The organism is Bradyrhizobium sp. 21 (assembly GCF_023073335.1).
Classification (GTDB): domain Bacteria; phylum Pseudomonadota; class Alphaproteobacteria; order Rhizobiales; family Xanthobacteraceae; genus Bradyrhizobium.
Genome location: NZ_JADPJG010000008.1, coordinates 208,543 through 221,586 on the forward strand (window position 1 = coordinate 208,543; position 13,044 = coordinate 221,586).

The following is a 13,044-nucleotide window of genomic DNA, read 5'->3' on the forward strand; positions in this document are numbered from 1 at the left end:
TCGGCCGCGCGGCAAGGGAGCTAGCAACCATGGCGACACTCTACCAGGGCAATGTCCCCACGATGGCCCCGCCCGCCGATGCGGCGGGACCAGTTATCCGAACCATCCAACTCTCCGACCTGCGCGACGTGCTCCGGCGCGGCTGGGAGGATTTCAAGGCGGTTCCGAGCCACGCCATCATCCTCTGCGTGATCTACCCGGTGCTGGGCCTCGTGATCGCCCGCGTGGCGATGGGCTATTCCGTGCTGCCGCTGCTGTTCCCGCTGGCCGCGGGCTTCGCGCTGATCGGGCCATTCGCGGCGCTCGGTCTCTATGAGCTCTCCAGCCGGCGCGAACGTTATGAGGAGGCCAGCGCGTGGGATGCCATGGAGGTGCTGCGCTCGCCCTCCTTCGGCGCGATGCTCGGCCTCGGCACGCTGCTGCTCGCCCTGTTCGTGACCTGGGTCGCGACCGCACAGGCGATCTATGTCGCGGCGTTCGGTTATGAGGGCGCATCCGGGATCTCGGATTTTCTCACCCGCGTTCTCACGAGCCGGCAAGGCTGGTGGCTGATCGTGGTCGGCTGCGGCACCGGCTTCCTGTTCGCGCTCGCCGCGCTCTGCATCAGCGCCGTGTCGTTCCCCCTGATGCTCGATCGCCATGCCGGCGCGTTCGAGGCGATGGTGACGTCGCTGCGCGTCGTCGCCAAGAACCCGGTGCCGATGGCCGCCTGGGGCCTGATCGTGGCGGTCCTGCTGGCGCTGGGCACGATTCCGGCCTTCCTCGGGCTTGCCGTGGTGATCCCCTTGCTCGGCCATGCCACCTGGCATCTCTACCGCAAGGTGATCGTGTCCGATCCGGGCGCGCGTCCGGTGCCGCCTCCGCCGCATCGTCCGCGCAAGCCGGCCGCCGACTTCCCCGCCAACCTCTTCCCCTGGCGCAATCGGACCGACGCCTGACGAAATCGTGACATGCGATCCTGCCCCCGCCCGGGCAGGATCGCACACTGTCATACGCCTTGCTTTGGCCGCGGTTACCATCGAGATTGCGCCCGCCGGTCAGATCACTTCACGGAATTAATTTACACGAATGACCCCGACGATTTCTCGTCTCGCCCTCGCAGCCTTCGCCATCTCCGCGTCAATCCTAACCGCCCAGCCAGCGCTCGCCGCTGTTGCCTGCGGTTCGGGCAATTTCGACGCTTGGCTCGCAGACTTCAAAACCGACGCCGCAGCCAAAGGCGTCTCGCAACAGGCCATCACCGCCGGACTTGCCGGCGTCACGCTCGACCAGAGCGTGCTCAACCGTGACAAGTCGCAAAAGGTCTTCACCCAGACCTTTGAAGAGTTTTCCGGCCGCATGGTGCCGCCGCGGATGACACGCGGCTCCAACATGATGAAGCAATATGGCTCGGTGCTCTCCCGCATCGAGCAGACTTACGGCGTGCCGGGCGAGGTGCTGGTTGCGATCTGGGGTCTCGAGACCGATTTCGGCGTCAACACCGGCAAGTTCGCGACCATCCGCTCGCTGGCGACGCTGGCCTATGACTGCCGTCGCTCCGAGCAGTTTCGCGCCGAGCTGCTGGATGCGCTGCGCATCGTACAGCGCGGCGATCTCGCGCCCGGCGACATGAAGGGCGCCTGGGCCGGTGAGCTCGGCCAGACCCAGTTCATGCCGTCGTCCTGGATGAAATACGCCGTCGATTTCGACGGCAACGGCAAGCGCGATCTCCTCCACAACGCGCCCGACGTACTCGCCTCCACCGCCAATTATCTTTCCGGCTATGGCTGGCAGCGCGGCAAGGATTGGCAGCCCGGCGCTCCAAATTTCGCGGTGCTGCAGCAGTGGAACAAGAGCGAGGTCTATTCCAAGACCGTCGCTTATTTCGCGACCCAGCTCGCGCACGCCCCTTAGCCCAGGAAAACGCGCACGGCCGATCGCCCGGCGACCCGCCCCACCTGGTGCGCTTGCATCTCGTAGTTTCTTACTTGCGCAACTTGCCGCAATAAATCCGCGCGAGAATTGCGTGATGTTGCGCGCGGCGCAGGCCCGCATGTGAATTTTCTGATTTTCATTACGTCGTGCAATTCTCAGCACACGTTGGGCGTGTGTGCATCGCGCCCAGGTAGCTCTCCCTCACGAATCGCCGTTCCAACAAGTGGATATATATTCATTTTATGCCCCCGACCCTTCATGCGATTCGCGCATGCAAGACTTGGGTCCAGAGGCTGAGCAGTCGGGTTGCACGTCACGGATATGCGACTTATTTTCGCGAGGATCGCGATCGATCAATTGGAAAAGTCCGTGGTTTCACGGATAGTTACGGTCTAACGAAGCCCGTTCAGCCTGAGCCTTAGGCGGGACTGCCAACAGGTTAAGCGTTCCTTACCTGGGCTATGCGCTCCCCGCTTAGCTGCATCGCAACATCGGAACTTTCGCAGTGCACGACCTTCACCTATATTCATTTCAACGATGACGCCCGGGCAAGGGTTGAATCGAACTACAGGAGACTACCAATGCTGCTCTCGCTCATCCGCATGATCCAGGCTTTCCGGGACTATCAGCGCAATGTTGCCGAGCTGTCCCAGCTCAGCGATCGCGAATTGGCCGATATCGGCCTCGATCGCTCGGACATCCCGCGCGTTGCCGCCGGTGAATATCAGGGCTGATATCGTTCAGCCCTTAGCCGGACGAACCGATAGCGCCCGCCTCGTGCGGGCGTTGTCGTTTCCAGTGCAGAAAACTCAATCTCGGCGATTCCACTCTCCGCAGAAAAGCGCTACCTGTCCGCCCCATGACAGGACCCCAATCCAATTCCGTGCACGTCGTCGGCGCAGGCCTTGCCGGCTCCGAAGCCGCCTGGCAGGTGGCTAAGTCAGGCGTACCCGTGGTGCTGCACGAGATGCGGCCGACCCGCATGACCGAGGCGCACCGCACCGACGGGCTCGCCGAGCTGGTCTGCTCCAATTCGTTCCGCTCGGACGATGCCGCCAACAACGCCGTCGGCTTGCTGCATGCCGAGATGCGCCGGCTCGACTCGCTCATCATGCGCGCGGCTGACGCCAACCAGGTGCCGGCCGGCGGCGCGCTGGCGGTCGACCGCGACGGCTTCTCCGCGGCCGTCACCAAGGCGCTCAACGAGCACCCCCTCATCGAGATCGCCCGCGGCGAGGTCGCAGGCCTGCCGCCGACCGACTGGAGCAACGTCATCGTCGCGACCGGCCCCCTCACCTCGGCGCCGCTGGCCGACGCCATACGCGAGCTGACGGACGAGAACGCGCTCGCCTTCTTCGACGCGATCGCGCCGATCGTGCACCGCGAATCCATCGACATGTCGGCGGCCTGGTTCCAGTCGCGGTACGACAAGGTCGGCCCGGGCGGCACCGGCGCCGACTATATCAACTGCCCGATGACGAAGGAGCAGTATGACGGCTTCGTCGCGGCGCTGATCGCCGGCGAGAAGACCGAGTTCAAGGAGTGGGAGAACACGCCCTATTTCGACGGCTGCCTGCCGATCGAGGTGATGGCGGAGCGCGGCCCCGAAACGCTGCGTCACGGCCCGATGAAGCCGGTCGGCCTCACCAATCCGCACGACCCCACCACAAAAGCCTACGCGATCGTGCAGCTGCGCCAGGACAACAAGCTCGGCACGCTCTACAATATCGTCGGCTTCCAGACGAAGCTGAAATATGGCGAGCAGCAGCGCATCTTCCGCACCATTCCGGGCCTGCAGAACGCCGAATTCGCGCGCCTCGGCGGCCTCCATCGCAACACCTTCCTCAACTCGCCCAAGCTGCTCGACGCCCAGTTGCGCCTGCGCGCGCAGCCCCGGCTGCGCTTTGCCGGCCAGATGACGGGCTGCGAGGGCTACGTGGAATCCGCCAGCGTCGGCCTGATCGCCGGCCTCTATGCGGCCGCGGATGCGCGCGGCGAGACACTTGCGAGCCCACCGGGCACCACGGCGCTCGGGTCCCTGCTCGGTCACATCACCGGCGGCCATATCGAGACCATCGAGCCGGGCACGCGCTCGTTCCAGCCGATGAACATCAATTTCGGCCTGTTCCCGCCGCTCGCCAGCGCACCGACGAAGAAGCCCGACGGAAGCCGGCTGCGCGGCAACGAGAAGACGGTGGCCAAGAAGCAGGCGATGAGCGCACTGGCGCTCGCCGATCTCGATCGCTGGATCGCCGATCACCTGCGCATTGCCGCTGCGGCGTGAGTTTTCGATGAACCTTCCCAAAGACGACGCCGCAACACTCTCGGCGCGCTGGACCGAGGGCGTGCTGCTCAAGCGCGACGTGTTCTCGACCGTCGAGCGCGGCCGCTTCCGCGGCGACAGCGGCGAGGTCGACGCCGTGCTGCGCCGCCTCGACGAAGTGCCGTGGTGGTCATTCCCTTTGGCGCGCCATCTGTTCGCGCGCGAGAAGCACGCGCTGGCACTCGCCAAAGGCCTCGACGTCGGCCCCGAGTTGCTGTGGTCCGGGCGCCGCGCGCTGGTGCGCAGCTTCGTCGATGGTGTCGCGCTGCATCTGGCCAAACCGCACGGCGACCTCGCTTATTTCCGCTCGGCCAAGGCCGCGCTGCGCCGGCTGCGCCGCGCCGGCATCTGCCACAACGATCTCGCCAAGGAACAGAACTGGCTGGTCGGCCGCGACGGGCGCGCTTATGTGACCGACTTCCAGCTCGCGGCCTGCTTCAACCGCCGCGGCCGGCTCTATCGCGTCCTCGCCTATGAAGACCTCCGCCATCTGCTCAAGCACAAGCGCTCCTACGCGCCCGAGGCGCTGACGCCGCGCGAGCGAAAAATGCTGGCGAAGAAGTCGTTCGCCGCCAGCTTGTGGCTCGCCACCGGCAAGAAGGTCTATCGCGCGATCACCCGGGGCCTGTTCAATTTCACCGACCGTGAGGGCGGCGGTCGCCGGCTCGTCAACGACGCGCCGGTGCTGGCGGAACTGATCCGCAAGAACCCCGCCGTGCGCGACGCCGCCATCGTCGCCTTTGCCGACCGCCGCTCCGGCGTCGGGCTCTATGCCTTCGTCGAAGCCGATCAGGCTGCGCTCGAGGGCCAATTGCGGAACGAGCTTGCCGCCGCCAAGGGGCCGAAGCCGCCCGAACACATCCAGGTGGTGCACGCGTTGCCGCGCGATGCCGGCGGCAAGCCGCGCACCGAGATCCTCCAGCTGGTCGCCATGAACCAGCTCGACCTGATCGAGCCGATGATGAAGAACGACCAGGACCGGGCCTTCCTCAAGGACATCCTGGAGCAGCGCAAGAACCTGCGCGACCGCTTCAATTTCGAGGCGGACCTGCCGGCGGGCTAACGGGCGTCGAACGCCATGAAGCGTCCACATTGGCGTTAGAGAAGCGGTCGGATCATTCAGGCTTGGCTGCGGTTATGGGCGCTCAGGGGACGACGATGCATCGTGTGGCTGGCGGCTTGATCGCCGGCCTTCTGCTGCTGGCCACCGCGCCCGCGATGGCCGAATCCCCGTCCGAGCAGATCTCCAGCTTCCGCCTCAAGCATGGCGAGGTCCGCGTCGTCCGCGATTCAACCCTCGACCGCATTGCCATGGATCAGGCGCGCGCGATGGCGGCGAAGGACGATCTCAGCCACGACGCGCTCGGGCCGTTCAACCGACGCGTCGCCCCGGCCGGCGCGGGCCGCGCCGCCGAGAACATCGCCTACGGCTACGACAATTTCGAGAAAACGCTGGGACAGTGGATCGACTCGTCCGGGCACCGCAAGAACCTGCTGCTGCACAACGCCTCCCGCGTCGGGATCGCGAGCGCCAAAAATGCCAGCGGCAAGCGCACCTATTGGGCCATGGTGATTGCCGGCGACTATGAGCCCAAAGGCAAGGACAAGGGCAAAGGCAGAAAGGACACCGAGCCGCTGGTCGCCGTGAAGCGCGAGGCCGCGCCGGCAAGCAAGCCGAAATCCAGTAACTGCCACATCAAGCTGCTCGGTCTGTGCATCTGATTGCTGCCGGACATCTTGTTCGCATTCCTCAACGCGTCTAATTCCTGCACAGAGATCGCGATAGATGGAGGCGCTGTTGATCGACATCGACCGAATCCGGGCCGACACGCCGGCCACCTCGCGCCTTGCCTATCTCCACAATGCAGGCGCAGCTCTCATGCCGGCGCCGGTTGTCGCGGCGATGAAAGGGCATATCGATCTGGAGACCGAGATCGGAGGCTATGCCGCTGCCGACCGCGAGTCCGATCGGCTCGACGCGGTCTACGGCTCGGTGGCCCGCCTGCTGAATGCCGCGCCCGACGAGATCGCTCTCATGGAGAATGCGACGGTTGCTTGGCAGATGGCGTTCTATTCGCTTCCATTTCGCAAGGGCGAGCGGATCCTGACGGCCGAAGCGGAATACGCCGCCAACTATGTCGCCTTCCTTCAAGTCGCCAGGCGTACGGGCGCAATCATCGACGTGGTGCCCAGCGATGCGAGCGGCGAGCTCGATGTCGACGCGCTCGAACGCATGATCGATGAGCGCGTCAAACTCATCGCGATCACCTGGGTTCCGACCAATGGCGGGCTGGTCAATCCCGCGGCCGCGATCGGCAAGGTCGCGCGGGCGCACGGCATTCCCTATCTGCTCGACGCCTGTCAGGCGATCGGCCAGATGGAGGTCGACGTCGAAGCCCTCGGCTGTGACATGCTGTCGGCGACGGGACGCAAATTCCTGCGCGGCCCCCGCGGCACTGGCTTCCTCTATGTCCGCCGGCCGCTGCTACACCAGCTCGAGCCGCCCATGATCGATCACTTCGCGGCGCCGTGGGTCTCGCGGGACGCCTATCAACTGCGCGACGACGCGCGCCGCTTCGAGACCTGGGAGAACAATTACGCGGCCCGGCTCGGTCTGGGCGCAGCTGTCGACTACGCTCTCGCGATCGGCCTCGGCCCCATCGAGCAGCGCTGCCGTCTACTTGCGGGCCGTCTTCGCAACGGCCTCGCGTCCATTCGCGGCGTCACCATTCGCGACCTCGGACGCACGCCGGGCGCAATCATCAGCTTCACGATGGAGGGGTATGAGGCGGATGCCATCGTCCGCAGCGCCGCTGCGGCGGGCATCACCATCGGCGCTTCAGATCCCGCGAGCACCCGCATCGATGCGGAAGTCCGCTCGCTGCCGCCGGTCGTGCGCGCCTCCCCGCATTACTACAACACGGAATCCGAGATCGACCGGCTGATCGGCCACCTCGCGGGTTTGGCGCCGCGATAGCGAGAGCCGTCGCGCCACGCCCGAACATCAAGTTCTTGTCGTTAGCGCCGAGAGCTGGTCGGTATCGAAGCGGGCGCGCAATTCGCTGATGGCTTTTGCATCTGGCGTTCCGCTTGCGGTCAGCCTGGCCAGTTCCTCGAAATAGTGTTCGTGCCCCGGCGGGGACACTGTCATGAGCACGCGGGCGGACCTCTCGCTGACATTGGTGATGTTGTGGGGGACGCCGGGAGGAATGAACAGGTACGTCCCCGGCGTCGCCCGGACCACCTCGTCGCCGACATGCCATTCGCACTCGCCCTCCAGCACGTAGAAGGTTTCTTCCTGCACGCGATGAACGTGCCGCCCGGTGGCGAACCCTGCCGGGATCGTCCAGTCGAACATGCTGGTGTGCCTGGTGTCCTCCCCGGTAACAAGGAAGGCCATCGGTTGGCCGCGCAGCATGATCCCCTTGGTCTCGCCGGGCCTGCGGATGACCGGTTTGGCGTTCATGTAACCCTCCATGGCTCATTGCCGCACCACTCGAAAGCCCCGCTACGATGGTTCGGCCACGCCGGAAAGTCGTGAAGCCGTCCGGAAAGCATTGCAAAAAACCTGCGAAATGTGCCCTTCTTTGGCCATGGCCGCGATCCTTGAATTTGGTCCGTTCCGCATCGACCCGGAGGCGGGGATCCTCTTCCACGGTGCCGAGCCCATTCCACTCGGTCAGCGCGCCGTGCTGCTTTTGGCCCTCCTGGTACGGCGCGCCGGCTCGCCGGTGTCCAAGGATGCCCTGATCGACGCGGCGTGGCCGGCGCAAGCGATCGAGGACAGCAATCTCACCGTCCAGATCGCGGCCGTACGGCGCACGCTGGCGGATATCTCCGGAGAGGCGGATTGGATCGAGACCCTGCCGCGGCGCGGCTATCGCTACGTCGGCCCGGCCGTGACGACATCCAATCCAGACTGCGGATCGATCGCCTTCGAGGCCCAAACGCTGACACTACCCGATAGGCCATCCATCGCGGTGTTGCCCTTTGCAAACCTGAGCGGAGATACGGAGCAGGACTACTTTGCCGACGGCATGGTTGACGACATAATCACCGGCCTTGCCCGCATCAACTGGCTGTTCGTGATCGCGCGGAACTCGACGTTCACCTACAAGGGCCGTGCAGTGGACGTGAAGAAGGTCGGCCGCGAGCTCGGCGTCCGATACGTGCTGGAAGGCAGCGTCAGAAAGATCGGCACCACGGTGCGCATCACAGGTCAGCTGATCGACGCCTCGACCGGCACGCACGTTTGGGCCGACCGATATGACCGCCGGTTCGCGGATATTTTCGCACTCCAGGATGAAGTCACCATGTCGGTCGTCGGCGCGATTGCGCCGAGCCTGCGGCGCGCCGAGATCAACAGGGTCAAACGCAAGCGGCCCGACAGCCTCGATGCCTATGATCTCGTCCTGCGGGCCCAGCCGGACGTCGATTCCGGAATGCCTGAGCACGTCACGCGGGCGCTTGTGCTGCTCGAACGCTCAATCGCGCTCGAACCCGACTACGCGCTGGCGCACGGCAATGCCGCGATGTGCCATCACTGTCTGTTCCTTCGGGCCGGCTTGCAGGAGATCAATCGCGCGGCATCCATTCGCCACGCCCGGTCGGCCATCGCCCACGGACAAGATGACGCGCTTGCGCTCACGTTAGCCGGTTTTTCGATCGGCATGGACGGGCACGATCGCTACGCTGCCTTCACCGCACTCGAGGCCGCAGTCGTCATCAGCCCTTCATCGGCGCTGACTTACATCCTCGGCAGCGTCATGCTTGGCTGGGGCGGGGACGCCGACCGCGCGATCGAATGGAGCGAACAAGGCATGCGGCTCAGCCCGTTCGATTCCTGGGCTTTCGCGGCATTCGACGCACAGGCGTTGGGACATTTCCACCGTGGTCGATATGAGGAGGCCTGTCGAGCCGCTTACCGTTCGGTTCAGGCCAATCCCCGTCACAGCATCACCTACGTGCAATTGGCCGCTGCGCTCGCCAAGCTCGGACGGTTGCAGGAAGCGCGCGCAGCGGCAGCGCGGGTCATCGAGTTGCACCCGACATTTCGTTACAGCCGCCAGTTCTCGGGTGTCAACTGCGCTCCGGCGCTTGCGTCGTCTCTCGGCGATGCGCTTTGTGCCGCAGGCTTGCCGGAATAGCGGTCAATTGACGTCTCGACGCACCCCTCAGGTGCAGCGCGCACTCAGTCCGGATGCACTGAGCTTGGCCATGACCTCGTTGAGATGGGCGCTGTCGCGGGTCTCGATGACGAGTTGCAGCAGCGTCGCCTTGGCCGGCAGGTCCGAGAACGTGCGCTGATGCGAGACCTCGATAATGTTGGCGCCGGCCTCGGCCAGCAGTGCCGCGACCGCAGCCAGTTGGCCGGGCCTGTCGGGGATATCGAGCGACAATTGGGTCAGCCGTCCCTCGCGCGCGAGCTCGCGCGTCAAGACCGAGGCGATCAGCCGTGTGTCGATATTGCCGCCGCTCAGCACCAGGCCAACCTTCTGGCCGGCGAAACGGGACGGGTCGGACATCAGCGCGGCGAGGCCGGCGGCGCCGGCGCCTTCGACGACCGTCTTCTCGATCGAGATCAGCGTTGCGACCGCCCGCTCGAGCTCGGCTTCGTTCACCAGCGCGATGTCGTCGACGAGCCGGCGGACGATTTCGGTCGTGATCTTGCCGGGCGATTTCACCGCGATGCCTTCGGCGAGCGTGTCGCCGCGCGCGGGGAGATTGCCGTCATGGATGGCATTGTACATCGAGGGATAAAGCCAGGCCTCGACGCCGAGGATCCGCAGCGATGGCTTGACCGATTTCGCGGCAATGGCGATGCCGCTGATCAGGCCGCCGCCGCCGATCGGAACGACCAGCGTGTCGAGCTCCGGCACGGCCTTCAGCATCTCCAGCCCGACCGTGCCCTGCCCCGCGATGACAAGCGGATCGTCGTACGGGTGGACGAAGATCATGCCGCGGGCTTCGCCATGGCTGCGCGCATACGCAGCAGCCTCTTCGAGCGTCGCGCCTGTCACGACCACCTCGGCGCCGTGGTGCCTGGTGTTCTCGACCTTCACCATGGGCGTGCCGACCGGCATCACGATGGTGGCGGGAATGCCGAGCCGCTTGGCGTGATAGGCAACGCCCTGCGCGTGGTTACCCGCTGACATCGCGACAACGCCCCGCGCGCGCTCCTCTGCCGTCAGCGCTGTCAGGCGATTAAGCGCGCCGCGCTCCTTGAACGAGGAGGTGAACTGGAGGTTCTCGAATTTCAGCCAGATGTCGCAGCCGCAGATATTGCTCAGCGTGCGGCTATGGCCACAGGGCGTCTCGACGACGGCGCCGCGGATGGTCTCGGCGGCAGCATGAATGTCATCAGGCGCGACCGGAAGGCCGCTGAGATCAGAGGACTTGCTTTGGGACCGGTCAGCCATGGGACAGCATAGAGCATTTGGCAGGTCGAGGCGATAAGCCAACCGCTATTTGGTAAATTCCCGCGAACGCGAGGCTCGCCACAGCGTCCACAGCGTGCGCAGCCGCGACGATTGCTGCGGCGTAAACGGATTGCGCCCGGGCTGCAACAGGCGATCGAGGTCGGCCCGTACCTGGCTCAGCGGCAGAAACGCCGGCCGTGCCGACGGCGGCACCTCCGCCAACAGCGACACGGCCGTGGTCAAATGCTGCCCGGCCTCGCCCGCGAGTTGGTCCAGCACGGCGCGCAGATTTGACGTCTCCTTGCCGGCGAACACATCCTCCATGTTGCAATCGTGGCTCGCCAGAACCTGCTGCGGCAGGAACAATTGCCGGTGCGCGGCATCACGCGGCAAGTTGGCGATGATTTGCGCGATGCCCTGGGCCAGCCCGGCATGCCGCGCGAGATGCTCGGCTGCTTCCAAAGGCGACGCCATGATCCGTGCCGCGAGGGCGAACAACGCCGAGCAAGTCGCGGCCAGATAGCCCTCCAGCGCCGCCACGGTCGGCATCGGATCGTTGTAGAGATCGAACTGATGCTCGTCGGCCAGCAGCGACAGCGGCTCGACCGGCAGGTCGAAATCGCGGATTGCGCGCAGCAGCTCCGCCGCCACCGGATTGCCCTCGGCGCTGCCGTGGACCTGGCCTGACAGCATGTCGGTCCACCATTGCAGGCGGATTTCGCCGGGCAAGGGCTGGCTCACCTGATCGCGGACGCGGACGATCTCGACATTGAAAGCATAGAGCGCCAGCAGCGCGCGGCGCTCGGCGGCGGGCGCGAACAGGGTCGCGGCATAGCGGGAGAAGTCGTGGCTGCGCACGAGGTCGGCGCAGAAGGCAGCGGAATCGGGCGGCGGCGAGGAGCTGCTCATATACGGCGATTCATGGCACGGCGATCAGCGCGGCGGCGACGCGCCGCCGTTCGCCGATCATGATGTTGTAGGTGCGCACGGCGGGGCCGGTCTGCATCGTGTCCAGCACCACCCTCACCGCTTTCAACGCCTGGCGCAGCTCCGGCGGCGGCAGCCACACGCCGGTTCCCGTCCCGATCAGAAGCGTGTCGATGCTGTTGGCGGCCGTGAACACCCGCTCCAGCGAATAGCGGTCGATCCGCGCTGGGTCCGTCACGTCCCAGGCCCAGATCGCCTCAGGCAGGCAGAGCAGTGAGCCCCGGTGCGACATACCGGCAAAGGCGAAGCCGCCCTTGCCATAGGCTTCGATCGGCGCCGAGCGCGGGAAATGCGGAGCGTTGGGTTCGCCGGCCATCAGCTTCGTCCGAATTGGCTTATTGCCCTCGCAAACGCCTGCGAGGGCAATACGGTTCGGATCATGCCTTGCTTTTCTTCGCCGGCGTAGCCGCATCGCGCGCATCTTCGCGATGCTCGCCGACGCCGAGATAGATCAGGATCGGCGCCGCGATGAAAATCGAGGTGTAGGTGCCGACCAGCACCACGCCGAACATCATCACCGCGGTAAAGCTGTGGATGGCGTGACCGCCGAACAGCAGCAGCGCCAGCAGCGCCAGCGTCACGGTGAAGTGGGTGATGATCGAACGTGACAGCGTCGAGTTGATGGACTCGTTGAGCAGCTGCGGCATCGGCATCTTCTTGTAGCGCCGCAGCATCTCGCGGATACGGTCGTAGATGACGACGGTGTCGTTGAGCGAATAGCCAAGGATGGTCAGGAGCGCCGCGATGCTGGTCAGGTCGAAATCGACCTGGCTGATCGACATGAAACCGATCGTCAACACGATGTCGTGCACGTTGGCGATCATGGCGCCCAGCGCGAACTGCCATTCGAAGCGAAACCAGAGATAGATCAGGATCGCGATGATCGCGAGCATCAGGCCGAGCATGCCGTAGGCCAGGAGCTCTCCGGCGACGCGCGGACCTAGCACCTCGACACGGCGGTATTCGATGGAATCGCCGAGAGCGGCGCGCACCTTCTGCACGGCCTCTTGCTGCGCCTTGTCGCCGCCGGGCTGTTCGGCAACGCGGATCAAGACGTTCTCGGGGCCGCCAAACTGCTGCAGCTGGATTTCGCCAAGACGCAAGCCATCCAGCGTCGTACGCATCGCTGCGATGTCGGCGGCGCCGGACTTGGCCCGCACCTCCAGCAGCGTGCCACCCTTGAAGTCGATACCGAGGTTCAGGCCGTGGGTGAAAAACAGCGTGATCGCCACGATCGACAGCGCCGCCGAGATCGGGAAGCTGATGCGGCGGAAGCGCGTGAAGTCGAAATGCGTATCGTCCGGGACGATGCGCAGCGACGGCAGCAGGCCGAGGGCTGCGACCACGGTGAGGATGGCAATGAGGATGCCGAGCCCGATGAGAACATAGTGAGTCACGATC

General features: G+C 65.1%; 13 protein-coding genes. 8 read left to right on the top strand and 5 right to left on the bottom strand.

Going from position 1 to position 13,044, the window contains the following annotated elements:
• Nucleotides 1-29 precede the first annotated feature (29 nt).
• The 7 genes from IVB31_RS12905 (at nucleotide 30) to IVB31_RS12935 (ending at nucleotide 7,214) form a co-directional block, all read left to right on the top strand.
• Complete coding sequence (locus IVB31_RS12905) at nucleotides 30-938, top strand: DUF2189 domain-containing protein (RefSeq protein WP_247322568.1); 909 nt, start codon at nucleotides 30-32, stop codon at nucleotides 936-938.
• A gap of 130 nt (nucleotides 939-1,068) precedes the next feature.
• On the top strand, nucleotides 1,069-1,893 hold the full coding sequence (locus IVB31_RS12910; RefSeq protein WP_247322570.1) for a lytic murein transglycosylase: 825 nt from the start codon (nucleotides 1,069-1,071) through the stop codon (nucleotides 1,891-1,893).
• Between the two features lie 602 nt (nucleotides 1,894-2,495).
• Complete coding sequence (locus IVB31_RS12915) at nucleotides 2,496-2,648, top strand: DUF1127 domain-containing protein (RefSeq protein WP_148739724.1); 153 nt, start codon at nucleotides 2,496-2,498, stop codon at nucleotides 2,646-2,648.
• A 125-nt stretch (nucleotides 2,649-2,773) separates the two neighbouring features.
• The gene (gene trmFO, locus IVB31_RS12920) at nucleotides 2,774-4,198 is read left to right on the top strand and encodes a methylenetetrahydrofolate--tRNA-(uracil(54)-C(5))-methyltransferase (FADH(2)-oxidizing) TrmFO (protein ID WP_247322572.1); all 1,425 of its coding nucleotides are present in this window, start codon (nucleotides 2,774-2,776) and stop codon (nucleotides 4,196-4,198) included.
• A 7-nt stretch (nucleotides 4,199-4,205) separates the two neighbouring features.
• Nucleotides 4,206-5,300, top strand: coding sequence for a serine/threonine protein kinase (locus IVB31_RS12925; RefSeq protein WP_247322574.1), 1,095 nt, complete (start codon nucleotides 4,206-4,208; stop codon nucleotides 5,298-5,300).
• A 95-nt stretch (nucleotides 5,301-5,395) separates the two neighbouring features.
• On the top strand, nucleotides 5,396-5,959 hold the full coding sequence (locus IVB31_RS12930) for a CAP domain-containing protein (RefSeq protein ID WP_247322586.1): 564 nt from the start codon (nucleotides 5,396-5,398) through the stop codon (nucleotides 5,957-5,959).
• Nucleotides 5,960-6,035: 76 nt separating this feature from the next.
• The gene (locus IVB31_RS12935) at nucleotides 6,036-7,214 is read left to right on the top strand and encodes an aminotransferase class V-fold PLP-dependent enzyme (RefSeq protein WP_247322588.1); all 1,179 of its coding nucleotides are present in this window, start codon (nucleotides 6,036-6,038) and stop codon (nucleotides 7,212-7,214) included.
• A gap of 27 nt (nucleotides 7,215-7,241) precedes the next feature.
• On the opposite strand, the gene IVB31_RS12940 is transcribed toward IVB31_RS12935, so the two are convergent.
• The gene (locus IVB31_RS12940; RefSeq protein ID WP_247322590.1) at nucleotides 7,242-7,703 is read right to left on the bottom strand and encodes a cupin domain-containing protein; all 462 of its coding nucleotides are present in this window, start codon (nucleotides 7,701-7,703) and stop codon (nucleotides 7,242-7,244) included.
• A gap of 127 nt (nucleotides 7,704-7,830) precedes the next feature.
• On the opposite strand from IVB31_RS12940, the gene IVB31_RS12945 reads away from it, so the two are divergent.
• Nucleotides 7,831-9,384 (top strand): winged helix-turn-helix domain-containing protein, encoded by a 1,554-nt coding sequence (locus IVB31_RS12945; protein WP_247322676.1) that lies wholly within the window; start codon nucleotides 7,831-7,833, stop codon nucleotides 9,382-9,384.
• Between the two features lie 27 nt (nucleotides 9,385-9,411).
• On the opposite strand, the gene IVB31_RS12950 is transcribed toward IVB31_RS12945, so the two are convergent.
• From IVB31_RS12950 to secF, 4 genes are all read right to left on the bottom strand, one after another.
• Nucleotides 9,412-10,656 carry a threonine ammonia-lyase gene (locus tag IVB31_RS12950; protein WP_247322592.1) on the bottom strand — a complete coding sequence of 415 codons (1,245 nt, stop codon included), beginning with the start codon at nucleotides 10,654-10,656 and terminating at the stop codon, nucleotides 9,412-9,414.
• Nucleotides 10,657-10,701: 45 nt separating this feature from the next.
• A complete protein-coding gene (locus IVB31_RS12955; RefSeq protein ID WP_247322594.1) occupies nucleotides 10,702-11,565 on the bottom strand; it encodes a phytoene/squalene synthase family protein in 864 nt (287 codons plus the stop codon).
• A gap of 10 nt (nucleotides 11,566-11,575) precedes the next feature.
• Nucleotides 11,576-11,959, bottom strand: a complete 384-nt coding sequence (locus IVB31_RS12960) for an Mth938-like domain-containing protein (RefSeq protein WP_247322596.1) — start codon at nucleotides 11,957-11,959, stop codon at nucleotides 11,576-11,578.
• 61 nt (nucleotides 11,960-12,020) lie between these two features.
• Nucleotides 12,021-13,040, bottom strand: coding sequence for a protein translocase subunit SecF (secF, locus tag IVB31_RS12965; protein ID WP_247322598.1), 1,020 nt, complete (start codon nucleotides 13,038-13,040; stop codon nucleotides 12,021-12,023).
• Between the last annotated feature and the right edge of the window lie 4 nt (nucleotides 13,041-13,044).

Bases quoted from the DNA above. Each gene is read 5' to 3' on its own strand.
- IVB31_RS12905 (WP_247322568.1), top strand. From the start codon at position 30: ATGGCGACACTCTACCAGGGCAATGTCCCCACGATGGCCCCGCCCGCC.
- IVB31_RS12960 (WP_247322596.1), bottom strand. From the start codon at position 11,959: ATGGCCGGCGAACCCAACGCTCCGCATTTCCCGCGCTCGGCGCCGATC.
- IVB31_RS12925 (WP_247322574.1), top strand. From the start codon at position 4,206: ATGAACCTTCCCAAAGACGACGCCGCAACACTCTCGGCGCGCTGGACC.
- IVB31_RS12915 (WP_148739724.1), top strand. From the start codon at position 2,496: ATGCTGCTCTCGCTCATCCGCATGATCCAGGCTTTCCGGGACTATCAG.
- IVB31_RS12910 (WP_247322570.1), top strand. From the start codon at position 1,069: ATGACCCCGACGATTTCTCGTCTCGCCCTCGCAGCCTTCGCCATCTCC.
- IVB31_RS12930 (WP_247322586.1), top strand. From the start codon at position 5,396: ATGCATCGTGTGGCTGGCGGCTTGATCGCCGGCCTTCTGCTGCTGGCC.
- IVB31_RS12950 (WP_247322592.1), bottom strand. From the start codon at position 10,656: ATGGCTGACCGGTCCCAAAGCAAGTCCTCTGATCTCAGCGGCCTTCCG.
- IVB31_RS12945 (WP_247322676.1), top strand. From the start codon at position 7,831: ATGGCCGCGATCCTTGAATTTGGTCCGTTCCGCATCGACCCGGAGGCG.
- trmFO (WP_247322572.1), top strand. From the start codon at position 2,774: ATGACAGGACCCCAATCCAATTCCGTGCACGTCGTCGGCGCAGGCCTT.
- IVB31_RS12955 (WP_247322594.1), bottom strand. From the start codon at position 11,565: ATGAGCAGCTCCTCGCCGCCGCCCGATTCCGCTGCCTTCTGCGCCGAC.
- IVB31_RS12940 (WP_247322590.1), bottom strand. From the start codon at position 7,703: ATGAACGCCAAACCGGTCATCCGCAGGCCCGGCGAGACCAAGGGGATC.